Here is an 18,937-nt window from a genome sequence, read left to right as displayed (position 1 = left end):
AGTTAGTCTCTCTTGGACTTTTGTCCCCAATATTGATAATAATTTGTTTCAATAAAACCATTGAATAATTTACGTTTTTTCGTTGTTTGACGACCGTATAATTCTTCGAAGTTTTTCATGGAGGATAGCATATATACCGACCAAGTTGGGTAGTTTTTCATGACTTGTCCTAAATCACGAATGACTTGCTCTACAACTTCTACATCGCCAATACGCTCTCCATATGGAGGGTTCCCAATCATTACACCATCTGTTAGCTGTGTTGTAAAATCACGAGCTTGCATTTGTTTAAACGTAATAATATCCCCAAAACCTGCTTCTAGCGCATTTTCTTGTGCAATACTTACCATGCGATGGTCAATATCTGATCCAATAATTTCAAGTGGTTGCTCATAGTTGGCTATACTATCCGCTTCATCTCGCACAGCATCCCAAATTTTCGCTTTCATCCACGGCCAACTTTCCGAAATAAATTCTCGATTATAGCCTGGTGCGATATTTTGTCCATACATTGCTGCTTCTAGGGCAATTGTACCTGAACCACAAAATGGATCGACAAACGGACGGTTCGGATTCCATTTAGAAATCTGAACAAGTGCAGCGGCTAATGTTTCTTTTAGCGGTGCTTCCCCTTGCGCTTGTCGGTAGCCCCGCTTATGTAAGCCAGCGCCAGAACTATCAATAGTAAGTGTAGCCACATCTTTTAAGATTGAAACTTCAATTTTGTATGTTGCACCTGATTCATCTAAAAAACCAAGGCGTTTGTAATGTTGCTTCATGCGTTCTACGATTGCTTTTTTGGTAATCGCTTGGCAATCTGGCACACTAAATAATTTAGACTTTACTGATTTCCCTGAAACAGGAAAAGATGCATCTACCGGTAAATATTTTTCCCATGGTAGTGCCTTTACACTTTCAAACAATTGTTCAAAAGACTTTGCAGGAAATTGTCCTACAACAATTTTCACTCGATCTGCTACACGTAACCATAAGTTGGCACGAGCAATGGCCGTTTCATCACCCTCAAAATAAACTTTGCCATTTTCGACTGTCGTTGTATAACCGAGTGCCTGTACTTCTTGTGCTACAATCGCTTCTAAGCCCATTGCAGCCGTTGCGACTAATTTATAGTTTGCCATACATTATTTCCTTCCTTGATGTTCAATTTCCCAATACTCAATATACTCCAGCAATTCGGGAAGTGGTAATGGTTTGCTGTAATAATAGCCTTGGATAATATCACAGTTCATTTTCCGTAGTATATCCACTTGTTGCGCTTGTTCTACACCTTCTGCTACAACTTTCATTTTTAGACGATGCGACATTTGAATAATAGCATCTACAACTGCCTGTTTTTCATCGAGCGAGCAAATATGCTGAATAAAGCTACGGTCGATTTTTAAACAGTCGAGTGGGAATCGAACTAAATAGCTCAATGATGAATAGCCTGTACCAAAGTCATCAATAGAGATTTTAAAGCCAAGCTGCTTTAAACGCACAAGCTTGCTTACCGTTTCCGTTGCACTATTCATAACAGTGCGTTCTGTAACCTCTATTTCAAAATTATTGGCAGACGTGTTATAACGTTCTAATATTGTTTGAATCGACTCTAAAAAGTTTTGCTGTTTAAAATGAATGCTCGAAATATTGATAGAAATTGGTATTTTGCGACCAAATTGTTGTAACTTGATTGCAGCTTCACATGCTTTCTCAATAATTACTTCGCTTAAAGGAATGATAAGGCCCGTTTCTTCCGCATAAGGAATAAATTCTGCAGGCGATACAAAGCCAAGTCGCTCATTATTCCAGCGAACAAGCGCCTCTAGTCCTTGTATATGTTCGTTTTCCAACATAATTTTAGGTTGAAAATGCAACTCAAATTCACGATTTTCAATCGCTCTACGCAATTCAGAATCTAACAAAAGAACGCGCTGCGTGTCTGTTTGTAATTCATCAAAATAAAACGAATAGCCGTTAAGACCATTCTTTTTGGAATAGGTCATCGCCTTATCTGCACAAGTAATAAGTTGCTCGGATGTTTCGCCATCAGCCGGATACATACTTACGCCAATGCTTGTTGAAACAAAAATTTCTTGTCCATTAATGTTCATCGGCTGTTCCATAATACCAATAATTTGCTCTGCAAATGTTGCCGCTTCACGAACATTTTTTACATTCGTCAATGTGACGATAAATTCATCTCCACCGTATCTTGCAATGATATCTTTGTTTTTGAGCAATGTTTGAATACGTCTTGCTGCTTCTATCAGAATCGTATCTCCCACCGCATGCCCTAAAGTATCATTTATTTGTTTAAATCTGTCCAAGTCCAAGAAATAGACAGCATGCTGTACTGAATGAGAAATAGTAGAAGACGATTCCAGTAAGCTATCCATTCTCTCAATATAAGCAAATCGATTCGATACATCTGTTAATGAATCAGTTAACAAACGTTTTTCTAGTTCATTTTCTACTATTTTTCTTTCAGATAAATCTGAGAAAATGCCACAATAGTTAGTAATTTCTCCACTATCATTCGTTATGCTAACAATTGTTAACCATTCAGGATATACATCTCCTGTTTTACGACGATTCCAAATTTCCCCTTGCCATATTCCTTCTTGTCGTATCTTTTCCCACATTGTCAAATAGAATGATAACTCATGTACACCTGACTGCAATACCGCGGGCGTTTTTCCTATCACTTCATCGCGTTTATAGCCTGTAACGAATTCAAATGCTGGATTAACCATCTCTATTTTTTTATGTTTATCCGTAATCATAATGCCTTCAGATACATTTTCAAAAATTTTCTTCAGTAAGGAAGTGGGGTATTTAGAAATCGAATTAATCTTCTCCAGATTAGTAATTACTCCGCCCATATTTCCGCTCCATCCTATTTATCGATACTACCCTTATTTTTAGAAAAGCGCGTTCCTACTCATTTAGTAGGTATGTATGTCGCGTTCATACGATAACGGTGATGTTATAACTTCGAAGCGTATCGACAGAGGCACAATCCATGGTATTCACATTACCTCAGGCCTATATCGCGTATGACTAGACATCGTTAAGTAACAGATACTTCTTTTATTAGTTCAAAAGAAAAGCTCTCCACCGAATTGGAGAGCGCTTGTTATTTCTTAGATAAGCATCAAAAAATTCAATAAGCCATGTTTTGTTCCCGAGTACTCAAACAGCTTACGCCTCGTACGACCGGGTAGTAATCATCTATCTACAGAGCGAACTCTGTCCCTCTATCCGTTCAATTCCTTCAAGAGAGTGCCCCTACCATAATTTGGGTTTCTCACTCGTGGGGTTTACCTCGTTCCACCTTGTATGTTTCCAAACAAGCTTCGTCACTGTGGCACTTTCAGGAAGTGTCGACCATATCCAATAGACTTAGGTCTTCCTTCCGCCGTCAGCTTTAAGCTGCCTTACCTTATTTTTTCAGTAAGCACGAACACTACGGCCATCGCAGAACCGTGTGAGCATGGACTTTCCTCTACGACGTCTAGCGCCGCAGCGATTACTCGAATTTCATGATGATACGAAGATTATACTAGACTTTTATGATAAATACAATGTAAATGATAAAAATTATTCGTAAAGTTTACTACCAAATACATGTTTTTCTAAATTTGAAAGACGTTTTAGAATATCAAAGTTGGTTGTACCCGCTGCGGATGCGGCTGGTTGTGGTTGTCTCTTTGGTGTATTCTCAATTTCTTCTTTTAGTTGTCTATTCTCTTCTCTTAATTGAGCAACTACTTTTTCAAACGATTCATAATCTTGAATAATTTCATCAAGAAAAGAATCGACCTCTTCTACATTATAGCCTTTAAAATTTTTCTTAAATTCCTTTTCAAGAATCATTTTTGAAGTTAATTTAATGTCCATACACATCGCCCTTCCTCGCACTACATACACGAATTCATTATAGCATATTTCATAACATTATATCGTCTGAAAACATTAATTGTAAGGCTAAACTTGTCGTTTCTTGCGCTTCCCCGGGAAATTATTGCTTATTTCCTAATCTGTGCAATCTCTTTTCCCAAGAAATTTCCCATTTTTGTTTTTGTTCCATTCGCCAATCCTCAGTCGAAGTAATCAGTTGTATGCCTTCTAATGTATAAACAAGGGCCTGTTTCATATCTTTTAAGTGATGCTCATAGATTATGGCTAGTTGTTCTAGTGCCTGCAACTTTTTTCGTGGCTCTATAAAATGGAGTGAAGCAACGAAGGCATCAACTGCTTCGCTATACTGCTTATTTTTTTTAAGTTGCAAAGCTAGATAAAATTGAGCATTTCCCGCTTCACGCGCATCAAATTGAGCTGTTACCTTTTCTAAAACGTTAACACTTTGCGGACGTTTCTTTAAATCAGCATACCATTTCCCGATATTCGTGTAGGTATTGGCTGATTCATCACTCGATTGTTCAAATAATAAGTAAGTAGAATGAACATACAAGGTAATGAGCGACAGCAAATCCCACTCGTTATGAACAAGTACCTTCATAAGCGCATCTGGCACACCGCTTTTCACAGCATCTAAGTAAATGATTGGCGCTAAGTGGCCTGGGATATCCCCAACGCGTGAGAAACCAAGCTTTTCTTCTTCTACTGATTTTAGTTTCAACCGCTCCATATCATTTTTCCATAATCGCTTCGAGCTATGCAATAAATCGATTTGGCGCTGGGTACGAAGTTTAGGTAAAACTTTTTGGTTGAGTGTCCAACGTGTTTCTAGCTGTGGCCAGTCAAAGCTTTTGCCATTATACGTAATAATCGTCGCTGTTTTTTGCCAAAGCCTTGACTCAAACAGCAAGGCTGCTTCATGTGCTGGATCGGCTAAGACATATTGTGTTAATACAAAATCGTGTTTGGTCACTTCTAAAAAACCAAGAAGAAAAATTTGTGTTCCAACACCCTTTAATCCTGTCGTTTCTGTATCAAAAAACAGGACATTTTCATCCACATCTAATGCATAAGGATGATCAAAATCAGCAGATTGCCATTTAATTAGCGCGTCAAAAAATGACTGTAATGGATAATGACCGTGCTGATAATGGAAAGGATAGTGCACTTGTCGCTTAAAAACAATACCGAACTCGTTATCGATACGCGTAAGACCAGCTTTCTCCCACTGATTAACATAGTTTGGTATAATCGGCTTTTGATAAGTTGATTGCTCATTTGTAACTGGTTGTTGCACCTTTTTTCCGAGCATTTTTTTCATTTGTAGTATTTTATTTTCGTAAGACATCGACTTCACTCATTTTCTACCTGTAAGATTTTTTAATACTGTTAGCAAGCCATCCATTTCGTGCTATCAATTAAGGTGGAAAGGCTGTTGCCAAAGCAACCTTGTAAAAATATGTTCCACTGAATAACCCTATAGATTACCTAGAATCTCTTATGCTACATACTATCATACCAAATCTAGACGACTAAAAGGCTTCGCGCTATACTGTACCTATCATTGCCTCAATTTGTTAGTCAAAAAAGGTGTACGATAATCACGTTACTTTTAGATATGGTGAATAAGCCAATGTTATCATACGTACCAAAATGAATTTTAATGAATTGTTATGCGCCGATTGTTTGCATATGAATATCTTCATTTACAAAAGCTACCATGCATTATTTTTATACAAGCCTCTATTCTAGGTAATTTCATAATGACAAAGGCGCTGTTTAAATTGTTTAAAAATGAATATTCCAACCAAAAACGCTTTTATGCTACTACTTCTCTCAATTAAACAGGTCCTTTAAAACTATCATTTTAAATCTTAATCATTAGTAAAGCACATCTTTTCACTTATGTAAAAGAGAGAAGATGTGCTTTTTCGATTAGCGATTCATTGCTCGGTACATCAATGCACCAAATTGTGCCCGTGTCAGAGGATCATTCGGTTTAAAATAGCCATCATCCCCTAATGCAATTCCTTCAGATTCATGCTCATTTTTTTATAATTGTTAAAATTGTAAAACTACAAGGATTATTTATGCTAGCATCTATTAACAATATAAAAATACACGCTACAAAGAATTCCATTCTCCTTTGTAGCGTGTGTTATTTTATAAACTAATAATTTCTGCTTAGAAATTGAGCAGTTTGGTAACTTTACTTTTCGAATGAATGAATGATTCTTGTGGACCTAGATCTGATAATTGAGAACGGAAGATTTTTCTCCCCCCTATTAATCCCATCTATCAATCTTAATGATTCTTGTAGAATTATTCGCCGTCACTTTAACAGTTAGATTCCAATCAATATCTTTGGAATACCCCACTCCACATGCAGTTGCATTATCAGCACCTTCAATTGCTGTAGTAGCAGTGTAGGCTTCTAATGTTTTTCTAATTTGTCTTAGTTCAGATTTAAGCGTCTCATTGAAAAATCCTCTGCCTTTTCCTTCTGAAGCGTCCTTTACTCCATCCAGAATGAAGAAAATATGACTTCCTGAATGAGGTACTTGTACTTCATCCCATAAATTTGGTGATGTTGTAATACCATTTACCCTTATAAAATTATTTAATTGAACGCTCCATGAATCATCACTAGAATATGAATTATTACTGATATTCGGCTGTTGACCTTTTGCATAATTAAACTCAAATACATCCGTTACATAACCTTCTCCACCAGCAACTCCGATAAACGAGTATGTTTTCCCATTTACTTCTAGTTCAACTTTGAAAGGGGTGCTTCCTTTCCCTCTTTCACAATAGTTGTGAACATAAAATCTATAGTGTCCCACTGGGGCATTTTCACTCCATCTGATATTTTCTACAGGAGAACTGTCTCTATGACCTCCACCATTCATATCAATGTCTAGCCATCCACCAAATTTGTCACTTTTATCTCCATAGTAGATGTGTTCCCCATGTGGTGTTACGCAATGTAAATCTAAGTCCGTGTACCCTTCCCATATTAAAGATGCTCGTATCTCATTATTCTCATATCTTCCGCCAGCATTTTCTACTCTTCTTTTAATTTCACCATCTATTCCTCCGTGATAATACCAGCTAAATGGATTACTCCATTGTAAAATGTTTGGTGCTGTTTCATCGGAAGCAGTGACTAACGCCATTAAACGACTAGGATTATCTATTAATACTTCAATAATTTCAGCTGAAGGTAGTATTGTTCGTTTGAATTTGTCCCACGTCATCACGGTATTCGGAAGAGAAACTCTAGATGTGGTTTTTCCTTTAGGCAAAATACTTGAAAAAACACCTTTTTTCGGTTCGACAACTTTAGTTTCAGAATGATTCTCCCATAAATAAAATGGGATTTCTTCATATGTAGCATATCGTCTTTGTAATGCATTAGTTAACCCTAATTTTTCAACAATTTTTTCTGCTTCTAAAATGGCATTTTGAGTTGGAGCAGATTGTGAGCGCATGTAGTTCGCTGGGTTCATTTTTTCAGCAAAACGTCGAACAACAGATTCAACTGGCATTCCTGAAGCAATATCATCTAATAACGTGCCTATCATAGAGCTTCTTATGTGACAAAATCCAGCAGGAGCTGATGCAACAGCTAACCAGACAATATTAGTTTTCTGATTATTATTAACAGTACGGTTTTGTTTTTCATGTAAAGATTCAAACCACTCTGCAATACCTAATACCCTATCCGAGCGGTATAGTGTTTCTGATTGTAAAAGTAATACTGCTTGCTTAGCTGTATCAAAAGAATAATCAAGTAATGTGTTAGTTAGCATTTTGAATTCTTCCAACTTCTCAGCCATTACTTGCCCCGCCGTTTTTAATCTTGAGCTGTTCACCATTTCACTATGAACTTCAACAGATAAGTGATTCCACTCTCCAGTACGAGGGCGACCTAATACAATGGAACTTGGAATAAACACGCCAATAACTTTCGAATTTAACACTTCAGACTTTATTGCTGAAACAGCAGCTTTAAAAAATGGAGGGGTGATATCTTCATCCCAAATAGCCGAAGCGATTATTCCATTTTCATCAATAGTTACAAGACCACCGAATCGCTCAATGAAATGCTTGCAAGAACTACAATTATAGTGATTTCTAGCTTCAACTGGTAGATTATCTAAGTACAGATTAAATAAATCACAAACATTCGTTCTAAATAAATTTTTATTACCACTAATCGCTTTTTCAAAATAACATTTTAAATTTTTCAGAAATTCAGGATATCTATCATTAGCATTATTATAAACTTCTTTTGTCATGTTCATAATTTCTTTCAATCTTCAACATCTCCTAAGTATTTTAATAATTTATTTTCTTAGTCACTACGTTTTTAATTACACTTATACACTCCTCTTTACAACACTGTATTTAAAGTAACAATTTGAGCAATAAATTTCAATATATACCAACTAAATTCATTATGTAAGATATTAAACAATTAAGCTTCATTTATTTCTTCAACCAGGTACAAAGTAAAGTTAGTTAAGGAGCTAACAGAGATATAAAAGGCTCTTGAACATGAAAAGAATAAGATTCCACTTCTTAACGTAAACAAGTTGAATGATAATTCCGTAGTTAGCTTTTTAAGTGCTGGGATATTAAAATGAAACAATAATTAAAATGCTGTTCCCTACAGCAACCCTCGATGTTGAAGATGAAAGACTAATCCTTCATGGACTTTACCTCAAGGAATAACACTACCAACACCAACTTACTAAGACAATCGACGGATGGAATAATTCAAGAAACAATATTAATAAACTAAAGAATGTTACAATGCATGTCAAAAGTATTTATGGCACCATTCCAATAAGTTTGAAAATTGACATGCATTAATAGCAAAATACAACTAACAAAAGAAGAGGGGGTTCGGGATGTATAGTACACCCCAACCCCCCTTTTTGTGTATATTAATATAAAATTTGCAGTAACTCTTTAACTTTCCGTTTCATGTTTACTAAAGAATTTTGAGGCCCAATACATGATGGACAGCCCGATTCACAAGGGCAGTTTACGACATGATTCATTGTCTTGGTCAATAAGTCTTCCCATAAATCATACACTTTTTCACTTAAACCAATTCCGCCTGGATACTTGTCGTACACAAAAAACGTTGGCAGATTATTATGTGTAGCCTTTACCTGTGGTACTACTGCTACATCACTGGAGTCACATTGTATGAATAGCGGGATAAAAGCATTCATCGCATAGGCTGCACCTGTCATCGCCTCTGTTAATTCTGCTTCTGACCATTGTAGTGTATTGCTAAAGGACAACCATGACGAGCTTGTATGCATTTCATCTGGTGGTAGATGGATTGGACCCGAGCCAATATTATCTTGTTTATCATTCAAGCTTATTTTCTTAAAGATGGTAGCTTGTGCGACTAATCCTACATCACCAAAGCTAATAGTCCCACCTTGGTAGTTGCGACTTCGATCTTCTTCAAGTACTTTCATCTCTACTGCTAAATTCGCGTCTGTGTAATAATCAACATCTACTTCTCGCACAAAAGCTTTTTTTTCTTCCCAATCGAGTTTTTCTACTTGATATTGAATGCCCTGATGCAAATAGATTGCTTCTTCGTGTAGTAATGTCATAGCACTATGGCGATCCATCTCCCCAATGACTTTCGTACGTGCAGGTACTGTCATATCAATAATTACTACATTTTCTTGAGATGCTGAACGGAGGCTTATATCATGTGCAGGAAAACGATCACTCATCCAATGCCATTTTTCACTCGTTTTAAAAATAACACCTTCTTCTGCTAAATAGTCGAGCAGTTCTTGTATGTCATATTCTCCGTACATATCGCTTGTTGTGAAAGGCAACTCAAACGCCGCACATTTAAGATGATCCATTAAAATTAACATATTTTCAGGATATATACGTACCTCCTCGGGGTCACTCCCTAGTAAAAATAGTGGGTGATCTACCACATATTGATCTAGTGCAGTAGACTGTGCAACATAAATTATAAGCGCCTCGTCTTGACGTCGACCAGCACGGCCCGCTTGTTGCCATGCACTTGCGATATTTCCCGGGTAGCCCGTCATAATACATGCCTGTAATTGACCAATATCCACCCCTAGCTCCAGCGCATTCGTACTAACAACGGTTTGAATTGTACCATCACGAAGCCCACGTTCTATCACACGTCGCTCTGACGGTAAATAGCCTCCTCGATAGCCACGCACAGATTCGTCTTGTAGCTTATTGCGCGTCAGTTCTTTCAAATAAGTAACAATCATTTCAACACGCACTCGACTTTTAGCAAAAATAATCGTTTGAATGCCAGCTATATAAAGTCTTTTGGCAAGATCACTTACCTCTAAAACCGCACTACGCCGAACGCCAAATGTTTTATGGATAATCGGAGGATTGTAAAAAAGGAATGTTTTTTTACCAACTGGAGCACCTGAATCAGCAATTAAAGCGTGGGTATCATTTGTTAAATTTTCAGCTAATTCTTTTGGGTTTTTTATCGTTGCTGACGTACAAATAAAAACAGGTTTACTACCATAAAATTCACAAATACGTTTCAATCTGCGAATTACATGTGCCACATGTGAACCAAATACACCTTTATATGTATGTAATTCATCAATAACGATATACTTTAAATTTTCAAAGAGTGATACCCACTTCGTATGATGCGGTAGTATACCTGAATGCAACATATCTGGATTGGTCATCACAATATGCCCTGCCTTCCGCACCTTTTGCCGAATACCAGGAGCCGTATCACCGTCATACGTATAACTTAATATGTCCTCTCCACTCTGTTCAATCAGTTCATTTAAATCATTTTTTTGATCCTGTGCTAACGCTTTCGTTGGAAATAGATAAATTGCCCGTGCATTGCGGTCTTCTAAAATTTTTTGTAATACAGGTAAATGATAGCAGTAAGATTTCCCTGATGCTGTCGGTGTTACGGCAGTAAAGGATTTGTGACTCGCCGCCAAATCAAAAGCTTCCCGTTGATGTGTATACAATTGTGTAATTCCTCGGGCATGTAATGCTTTAACAAGCGCAGGGTGTAAATTCTCTGGGAAAGGCGCGTGCTTCGCATCGCGGCCTTCTAAAGTGTGCCAATGAATGATTCGTTCTTTTAATTCGTCATCATAGCGCCATTCATTTAACAATTCACTAATTGTCCGTTTTTTCGATAACATTATATTGCGCCTCCTTCACTAAGCGATAAAAATTATTTAACGTATAGGAAGTAGAATGCGTTGCATCTAAAAAGCGTTTTTTACTTGTTTCTTTATAAAAAGATTGCACAACAAATTGCTCCATCGATTCAACCGCTGAAGCAATTTGTCCTATATGCATATATTTCGGTCTGTTTTTTTGAATCCAAGCAGTTGCCTCTTGCTGCCACTCGTTCAGCAGTTGATGGATGACATCCACATGCGGCTTGACCTCTGCAAAAAAATCTGGCGTCCGATCCTCCTCGCGCATTTGCCAAAAGCGTGCAACACATTTTTCACATTCATCTATTAATATGGAAGTTTGCTGTATTAATAACAATTTTCGCACCTCATCTCTTTCATTGTACCTTTAGCTAATGATTGTGTGATTATCGTTCACAACCAATAATACACTGTGTCAAATGTTGATAAAACAAAAGTTCAGGTTCATATGCCTTACTCTTATCTTTACGACATACTACTTCAAACTACCTGAAAGCGTCTCTTCGTCATTCATAACACTCGCTAAAAGCATTAAACGATTGCATCTAATGAATCATTTTTATAGGTATGAGGTTAGTGTACCAAAGTCTATCATTTTTCACTACTAATAGGCGAACAAGCATTCTTTACTTGCCAGTTCTTTTCTGCTAAGCTTACTTTCTGGCTAACAGATTTGAGCTGCATAAAAAATTGCAGGCTATGTGCATTATTTTCTAATGACACCCTCGTGATAAGTAATTGATTGACCAGATCCAACTGCGCAACTAATTGTCCTAATTTGTTCAATACAACGCCTCCTTTTATCTTTACTTATGTATTCCTCGCATGTATAAAATAACCTTCATGCGTGACAAAAAAAGCGTAAGTTAGCTGAAAGAAGAAGTATTTCGATAAATTTTTAATAAATGCTACCCATGAGCAGCATTGGTAAATAGGCTGATAAAAGACTCTATCTCTATACGAATCTAGCAATAAATGAAAGCATTAATATGGCAATTTCTATGACGAATGCAGTTGTTTACTTGACGAATTTTCTACTTTAAACAGCGAATTATGCTATGAATTAGCAATTGTCATCTAACTTTAGAGCAATGTGCTGACTGTGGTGAAGTTCTACAAAAATCATGGTAAACTATTGTGTATAATAGCAGTATTATAGAGGGTGAGCTAAGTGACAATTCGTTATCCAAATGGGAAAATCTATACCCCTGCACAAGCTATTCAAAAAACACAAAAAAAGGGGAGAAAGAAGGATTTCTCCTATAGTAATCGAGGGAAGACGCTTGAGGATGAAATTAATGAAGCAAACGACTATTATTTAGAAAGGCGACTTGCTATTATTCATAAGAAACCTGTTCCCGTACAAATCGTCAAAGTAGAGTATCCATCACGAAGTGCTGCCGTTATTCGTGAAGCTTATTTCCGAACGCCCTCTACAACTGACTACAATGGTGTTTGGAATGGGCACTATATTGATTTTGATGCAAAGGAGACCGCCTCGAAGACGAGCTTTCCACTAAAAAATATACACACACATCAAATGAAACATATGCAGCAAGTGAAGGAACAAAATGGTGTGGCATTTATTATCGTTCGTTTTTCAGCTTTTGAGCGTTATTTTTTAGTGCCATACGAAGTTTTACAAAAGGCCTGGCATGCAATGAACAATGGTGAACGTAAATCGATTCCCTTTTCAACCATTGAAAAGGAAGCTTATGAAATTCCAACAAGCTATTATCCACGTATCGATTATTTGCCTGTTCTCCAGCAGTTTATTGAAGCAACAAGTCATGGCTCTGAAAGTGAGGAGATAAAAAAATGAGTGAACGTCGTCAAACACGCGGGGAGCATCAAAAAGCTCTCGCTCAAAAAAATAAAAAGAAAGCGCCGAAAGCAACGAAATCTTCGACTAAGGTTTGGTTGAAGCGTATTGTTCTAACAATACTTATTATAGGGATTGTTGGCTTAGTCGGCGGGGCAGGTGTATTTGCCTATTATGCAAGTACCGCTCCTGAACTTGATGAAGATTTATTGAAGGACCCCGTTTCCTCTGAATTTTATGATAAAAACGGTGAAATTTTCGCCACAATCGGTGCGGAAAATCGAAAATACGTAAAATACGAAGACATTCCCGAAGATATGATTAACGCCATTCTCGCAACAGAAGATGTTCGCTTTTTTAAACATCATGGTATGGACTTTTATCGTCTTGGTGGTGCAATACTTGCCAACTTCCGTGATGGTTTTGGGGCACAAGGGGCTTCAACATTAACACAGCAAGTTGTCAAAAATTCATTTTTACAAAATGAGAAAAAATTAAAACGTAAAGCACAAGAAGCATGGCTTGCTTTTCAACTTGAACGCAAATATTCAAAAGAAGAAATATTTGAAATGTACTTCAATAAAATGTTGATGTCCGGCCGTATTTACGGCTTTGGGACAGCAGCTCAATACTTCTATGGTAAAGAGTTAAAAGATTTATCATTGGATGAAGAAGCGCTACTTGCTGGCTTAGTTCAACGTCCAAACGCTTACAATCCATTAAAAAATCCAGAGCTGGCAGAGAAACGCCGAAATACAGTTTTGGGCTTAATGTACCAGCATGGAAAAATTACAAAAGCTGAAATGGAAGAAGCGAAAAAAGTTGATGTGCAAGCAGGTCTTTCAGACGACGCTACACGCCAATCATTTGCTGGTTCTAAATACGATGCCTTCCTAGATATCGTCATTAATGAACTAGAGAAAAATGGCGATGGTTCTGCTATGGCTGAAGGTATTAAAGTTTACACAACACTTGATCCGAATGCACAGCAAATTGTAGAAAACATCATGAACGACGATAGCAATTTCCCAACAGAGAAAATTGAATCAGGCGTTGCTGTTGTTGATACAAAAACTGGTCAAATTCAAGCAGTCGGCGGTGGACGAAATTACGGCAACCGTACATTTAACTATGCAGATGACTTAAAGATTAACCACCCTGGGTCAACAATGAAGCCATTACTCGATTACGGTCCAGCAATTGAATATTTAAAATGGTCAACAGGTAAAACACTTGTCGATGATCCAATGAAATATACAGATACAAACCAAACGATTACAAACTGGGATGGGAAATATTTAGGTGCTATGACAGTACGTAAAGCGTTATATGCTTCTCGAAATGTACCAGCTGTTAAAACGTTTAAAGAAGTTGGCGCTGACAAAGCGAAAGAATTTATCGGCCGCTTAGGAATTGAAGCAGAAAATGCTTACGAGACAGATGCAATTGGCGGTGGTGACATTACAATGTCCCCTATTCAAATGGCAGCATCTTATGCGGCATTTGGGAATAACGGTGTATACACTGATCCTTATTCAATTACAAAAATTGTTTATCGAGACGGCAAATCATCGAAAGATTATACACCAAAACCAACTGTTGCCATGGAAGATTACACGGCTTATATGGTCACAGATATGTTACGTGATGTAGTCAGCAATAAACCAGATGCATCAGGTACGGCCGCAAATGTTTCAGGCTTAGATATTGCTGGTAAAACAGGTACAACCAACTATTCAAAAGATGAGTTTAATAAATATAATTTACCAGATACAAGTGTGCCAGATTCATGGTTCGCTGGTTACACTACTAATTATTCAATCGCTATTTGGAGTGGATACGAAAAACGTTCAGATCCAATCACAACATGGGATGAACGCCGTTTACCACAACATTTATTTAAAAATATTATGAAAGACCTTTCTGCGAACATTGAAACTGCACGTTTCAAAAAACCAAGCTCGGTTGTAGAAGCGACGATTGAAGTAGGCTCTAGCCCACTGAAACTAGCTAGTGATTATACACCAAGTGAATTGCGCCAAACAGAACTATTTGTTCGTGGTACAGAACCTACAGAGGTTTCAAATGAGTATGAAGCACCTGAACTTTCTACACCTTACAATGTAAGTGCAAGTTTAGATTTAGCAGGTCAATCTATTAATATTGGCTGGGAACATGATGCTATTCTTGACCCAGAAACAGATGAACCAATGGCTACTACTTTTGAAGTATCTGCTACACGCGAAGGTGGCGAAACAGTAGTGCTTGGAACTACTGACAAAAAAGATTTAACTGTTAGCAACACATTAGAAGATGGGAATTACACGATTTCTGTCGTAGCGATTGTAGATGGTACACGCAGTGAACCAGGAACGACATCTTTCGAGATTTCGAGCATGCCTGATGAGGATTTAGGAACAGAAGATCCAGATAATCCGGATATAGAACAACCTACACCGCCTGATCAAGGCAATGGTGAGGACAATGGCAACAATAACGGCAATGGCAATAACGGCAATAATGGCAATAACAACGGTGGTAATAACGGCAATAACGGTAACAATGGAAATACTGGCAATGGTACTGGCAACAATGGCAACGATGCTGGTAGCCAACCTCCTGTAACACCAACTGACCCCGTAGTGCCAAACCAAGAGAATGATAGTGAACAATAATTAATTTAAGATTTACTAAATACTAAAAAACAGGTGCAGAAACCGAAATGTTTCTCCACCTGTTTTTATATTTTATAAATAAAAGAAGGTTGTCCTTTTTAAGTTCAATCACTTATCGGACAACCTTTTATTTATCATGTATACTTTAGCGTTTAGTCGCCTGTAAGCGCAAACGTGCCGTTCGTTTTTTCGTTTCTTTAAATAATTCATCTATTTGACGATAACACGCATATTGACCTGGTTTCGTTTTAATAAAAGTTAAACGTTCCACTCCATTTATGGGCAATACTTCTTCACCTGCTTCGTTAACTAAACGTTCAAACAAACGTATAGCCTCTTCCATAAGGCCTTTTGCTTTCCCATTACGTGCTTGATGGGCTGCATGTATTTGCGCTTCTAGCAATGCCCACTGTGCAAACCATTCATCAATTTTTTCTTTTGTGATTGCATCAATATTCATGCTTTGGTCACCAGTCCTTTTTTAAAACGCTTTTGTCCTTCACGACAATCACCTAATAACGGACATGTTGCGCAACCTGGATTTTGTGCCTTGCAATGATAGCGACCGAAGAAAATTAGCTGATGATGGGTTTTCGACCACTTGTCCATCGGTGTTTTTTTCATAATCGTTTCTTCCACCTCAAGAACTGAGTCTTTCCAGCGACATAAGCCTAATCGTTTAGATACGCGCTCTACATGTGTATCGACTGCAAGCGCTGGTATGTCAAAGGCTACGGATAGCACAACATTCGCTGTTTTACGACCTACACCTGGCAAGGTAACAAGTTCCTCTCGACTTGCAGGAATTTGCCCACCATATTCAGTCAAAAGTCGCTCACATAAAAGTTGAATATTTTTTGCTTTATTTCGATAAAGACCAATAGAACGAATATCCTGTTGTAGCTCCTCTAAGGACACCGCTAAATAATCTTGGGGTGTTTTATATTTTTGAAACAACGTTTTCGTTACTTTATTAACAAGTACATCTGTACATTGTGCAGATAATAACGTGGCGATTGTCAGCTCGAACGGGTTGTCATGCACAAGTTCACAATGTGCATCAGGAAACATGCGGTCCATTTCAGCTAAACAATGCTCCCACTGTTTTTTTGTTAACATTCCCTAAAATCCCCCTATTCTCTTTCTTCTAACCAGTTATAAAATGGTACTTTATTTGTCGACTGCGTTTCTTGCTGTAACGTGCGGGATTGCGGTCTAGTCAAGTTTTGCTTTTCACGGAACTGTTCGCCTTGCTTATGTGCAGCTTGTGGTGTTGTTATATTTTTCTTTTTCCACTCCAACAAAATCCGATCGATATAGCGAATGCTTAGTTTTCCAGCAAACACAGCCTCTTTTAACGCTTCTTTAATAAGTGAAGGACTGTGCCTATCCTCATCTAACCAAGAACCAATTTTTTCTAGCTCTAAAGGAGATAAAAGACGCCCCATTTCTTCTTCAAATAAACGGAATACCTCGCCCTCTTCTTGACGAAGCGTAGCTGCTGATTTTTGTTGCTCTTTCAATTCTATAATATGCAAGATACGTTCCCAAAGAGGGTACACCGAATATTTTTCGTACAGCTTGCCAGTAGTCTTATCAACGTCACGTGTAATCTCAAGGAAGCCTTTTTGCATAAGTCTTTGTAAGCGCGATGTAATTTCATTACTAGGCATCGTGAGACGATTCATCAGGTCTGTTGGTGTAGGAAAATCATTTCCTTCAACATGATAGGCAAGTAAATGCAAGACGATAAGCGCCTCATCATCCTCAATATTTAACTCCTTATAAAACTGAAAAAAGAGCTGAGGAATGTGTATCGTTCTCTGCTCAGTCCATGTACGGAGTCGATTATTTTTTGTATTCATGTAGACATGACTCCTTTTTTCTAAGTAAGTAGAAAAGCCGCGTAGAAATTTCACTACGCGACTTTGCAATTGTTTCTGTTTATTGCTAACCGATTATGGATATAAGCGGTTTAATAAACGTGGGAATGGAATCGTTTCACGAATATGCTCTGTCCCAGAAATCCATGCAACTGTTCGTTCTAACCCTAGACCGAATCCAGAATGCGGTACGGATCCTTGCTTACGAAGTTCTAAATACCATGCATAAGCATCTAATGATAAGTTATGTTCTTCTAGACGAGATTTTAATAATTCGTAGTCATGAATACGCTCTGAACCGCCGATAATTTCACCGTAACCTTCAGGTGCAATTAAGTCAGCACATAACACAACATCATCACGATCAGGATGTGGTTGCATGTAGAATGGTTTGATGCCTGTTGGATAGCACGTAATGAATACTGGTTTGTCAAATGAATTGGCAATGGCAGTTTCATGTGGCGCACCGAAGTCATCTCCCCATTCAATATCATCAAAACCTTGTTCATGTAATAGTTTAATGGCATCGTCGTATGAAATACGAGGGAATGGCGCTTTGATATTTTGAAGTGTAGATGTATCACGGCCAAGTCGCTCTAATTCTAGCGTACAGTTTGCCAGAACAGACTGTACAATATGCTCCACATATTGTTCTTGTACTTCTAAATTTTCTTCAAATTCCACAAAAGCCATTTCCGGTTCAATCATCCAGAATTCGATAAGGTGACGGCGTGTTTTAGATTTCTCCGCACGGAACGTCGGACCGAAAGAGAAAACCTTCCCTAACGCCATTGCAGCTGCTTCCATATAAAGCTGACCAGATTGAGATAAATACGCATCTTCATCAAAATATTTCGTGTGGAATAGCTCTGAAGTCCCTTCAGGCGCTGAACCCGTTAAAATTGGTGGATCCATTTTCGTAAAGCCATTATTGTTGAAAAACTCGTAAGTGGCACGAATAATTTCGTTACGAATTTTCATCACCGCATGTTGCTTACGAGAACGTAACCATAGGTGGCGGTTATCCATTAAAAATTCAGGGCCATGCTCTTTAGGCGTAATTGGGAAATCAGTCGCTGCATGTAACACTTCAATGCCTGTAACTGCTAGTTCACAGCCAAAGCTTGAACGCTCGTCGGCCTTCACCTCGCCAATCACGTACATCGACGTTTCTTGCGTCATACCTTTTGCAATCGCAAAAATTTCTTCGCCTACTTCTTCTTTCACAACAACGCCTTGCACAAAACCTGAACCATCGCGCAGTTGTAAGAAAGCAATTTTACCACTTGAACGTTTGTTAGCTAACCAAGCACCTAGCTTGACTGTTTCACCGATATGCTGTGGCATATCTTGAATCATAATTTTTTTCATAAAAATCCTCCAAAGTTGGTT

15 protein-coding genes and 1 other RNA gene are annotated in these 18,937 nt (G+C 37.9%); 2 read left to right on the top strand and 14 right to left on the bottom strand.

Annotated features, from left to right (window positions below; translation table 11 throughout):
* Nucleotides 1-2 precede the first annotated feature (2 nt).
* From C9J37_RS02210 to C9J37_RS02165, 10 genes are all read right to left on the bottom strand, one after another.
* A complete protein-coding gene (locus C9J37_RS02210; protein WP_107894062.1) occupies nt 3-1,139 on the bottom strand; it encodes a THUMP domain-containing class I SAM-dependent RNA methyltransferase in 1,137 nt (378 codons plus the stop codon).
* Nucleotides 1,140-1,142: 3 nt separating this feature from the next.
* Complete coding sequence (locus tag C9J37_RS02205) at nt 1,143-2,882, bottom strand: sensor domain-containing protein (protein ID WP_107894061.1); 1,740 nt, start codon at nt 2,880-2,882, stop codon at nt 1,143-1,145.
* Nucleotides 2,883-3,162: 280 nt separating this feature from the next.
* Nucleotides 3,163-3,541, bottom strand: an RNA gene (gene rnpB / locus C9J37_RS02200) — RNase P RNA component class B.
* Between the two features lie 59 nt (nt 3,542-3,600).
* Nucleotides 3,601-3,900, bottom strand: coding sequence for a cell division regulator GpsB (gene gpsB, locus C9J37_RS02195; RefSeq protein WP_024363374.1), 300 nt, complete (start codon nt 3,898-3,900; stop codon nt 3,601-3,603).
* Between the two features lie 121 nt (nt 3,901-4,021).
* On the bottom strand, nt 4,022-5,269 hold the full coding sequence (locus C9J37_RS02190; RefSeq protein WP_107894060.1) for a ribonuclease H-like domain-containing protein: 1,248 nt from the start codon (nt 5,267-5,269) through the stop codon (nt 4,022-4,024).
* A gap of 587 nt (nt 5,270-5,856) precedes the next feature.
* Nucleotides 5,857-5,949 (bottom strand): S-layer homology domain-containing protein, encoded by a 93-nt coding sequence (locus C9J37_RS02185; protein WP_107894296.1) that lies wholly within the window; start codon nt 5,947-5,949, stop codon nt 5,857-5,859.
* A gap of 257 nt (nt 5,950-6,206) precedes the next feature.
* The gene (locus tag C9J37_RS02180; RefSeq protein WP_235617002.1) at nt 6,207-8,243 is read right to left on the bottom strand and encodes a YfaP family protein; all 2,037 of its coding nucleotides are present in this window, start codon (nt 8,241-8,243) and stop codon (nt 6,207-6,209) included.
* Between the two features lie 633 nt (nt 8,244-8,876).
* The gene (locus C9J37_RS02175) at nt 8,877-11,144 is read right to left on the bottom strand and encodes a DEAD/DEAH box helicase (protein WP_107894059.1); all 2,268 of its coding nucleotides are present in this window, start codon (nt 11,142-11,144) and stop codon (nt 8,877-8,879) included.
* Nucleotides 11,119-11,502 (bottom strand): YppE family protein, encoded by a 384-nt coding sequence (locus tag C9J37_RS02170; protein ID WP_107894058.1) that lies wholly within the window; start codon nt 11,500-11,502, stop codon nt 11,119-11,121. The genes C9J37_RS02175 and C9J37_RS02170 overlap by 26 nt, the downstream gene beginning before the upstream one ends.
* 254 nt (nt 11,503-11,756) lie before the next feature.
* A complete protein-coding gene (locus C9J37_RS02165) occupies nt 11,757-11,951 on the bottom strand; it encodes a hypothetical protein (RefSeq protein ID WP_024363367.1) in 195 nt (64 codons plus the stop codon).
* Nucleotides 11,952-12,336: 385 nt separating this feature from the next.
* On the opposite strand from C9J37_RS02165, the gene recU reads away from it, so the two are divergent.
* Together recU and C9J37_RS02155 are read left to right on the top strand one after the other, a co-directional pair.
* Nucleotides 12,337-12,987 carry a Holliday junction resolvase RecU gene (gene recU / locus C9J37_RS02160; RefSeq protein ID WP_107894057.1) on the top strand — a complete coding sequence of 217 codons (651 nt, stop codon included), beginning with the start codon at nt 12,337-12,339 and terminating at the stop codon, nt 12,985-12,987.
* The gene (locus C9J37_RS02155) at nt 12,984-15,662 is read left to right on the top strand and encodes a transglycosylase domain-containing protein (RefSeq protein ID WP_107894056.1); all 2,679 of its coding nucleotides are present in this window, start codon (nt 12,984-12,986) and stop codon (nt 15,660-15,662) included. The genes recU and C9J37_RS02155 overlap by 4 nt, the downstream gene beginning before the upstream one ends.
* Nucleotides 15,663-15,807: 145 nt before the next feature.
* On the opposite strand, the gene C9J37_RS02150 is transcribed toward C9J37_RS02155, so the two are convergent.
* From C9J37_RS02150 to asnS, 4 genes are all read right to left on the bottom strand, one after another.
* Nucleotides 15,808-16,122: a YpoC family protein gene (locus C9J37_RS02150; protein WP_107894055.1), complete on the bottom strand. Its 315-nt coding sequence runs from the start codon at nt 16,120-16,122 to the stop codon at nt 15,808-15,810.
* Entirely contained in the window at nt 16,119-16,781 is a 663-nt protein-coding gene (nth, locus tag C9J37_RS02145) for an endonuclease III (RefSeq protein WP_107894054.1), read from the bottom strand. Before nth ends, C9J37_RS02150 begins: the two co-directional genes overlap by 4 nt.
* A 14-nt stretch (nt 16,782-16,795) precedes the next feature.
* Nucleotides 16,796-17,527: a DnaD domain-containing protein gene (locus tag C9J37_RS02140; protein ID WP_107894053.1), complete on the bottom strand. Its 732-nt coding sequence runs from the start codon at nt 17,525-17,527 to the stop codon at nt 16,796-16,798.
* A 93-nt stretch (nt 17,528-17,620) separates the two neighbouring features.
* On the bottom strand, nt 17,621-18,916 hold the full coding sequence (asnS, locus tag C9J37_RS02135) for an asparagine--tRNA ligase (RefSeq protein WP_024363361.1): 1,296 nt from the start codon (nt 18,914-18,916) through the stop codon (nt 17,621-17,623).
* Between the last annotated feature and the right edge of the window lie 21 nt (nt 18,917-18,937).

Source organism: Lysinibacillus mangiferihumi (assembly GCF_003049665.1).
GTDB classification, from domain to species: Bacteria; Bacillota; Bacilli; order Bacillales_A; family Planococcaceae; genus Lysinibacillus; species Lysinibacillus mangiferihumi.
This window is presented reverse-complemented; position numbering and strand designations above follow the sequence as displayed.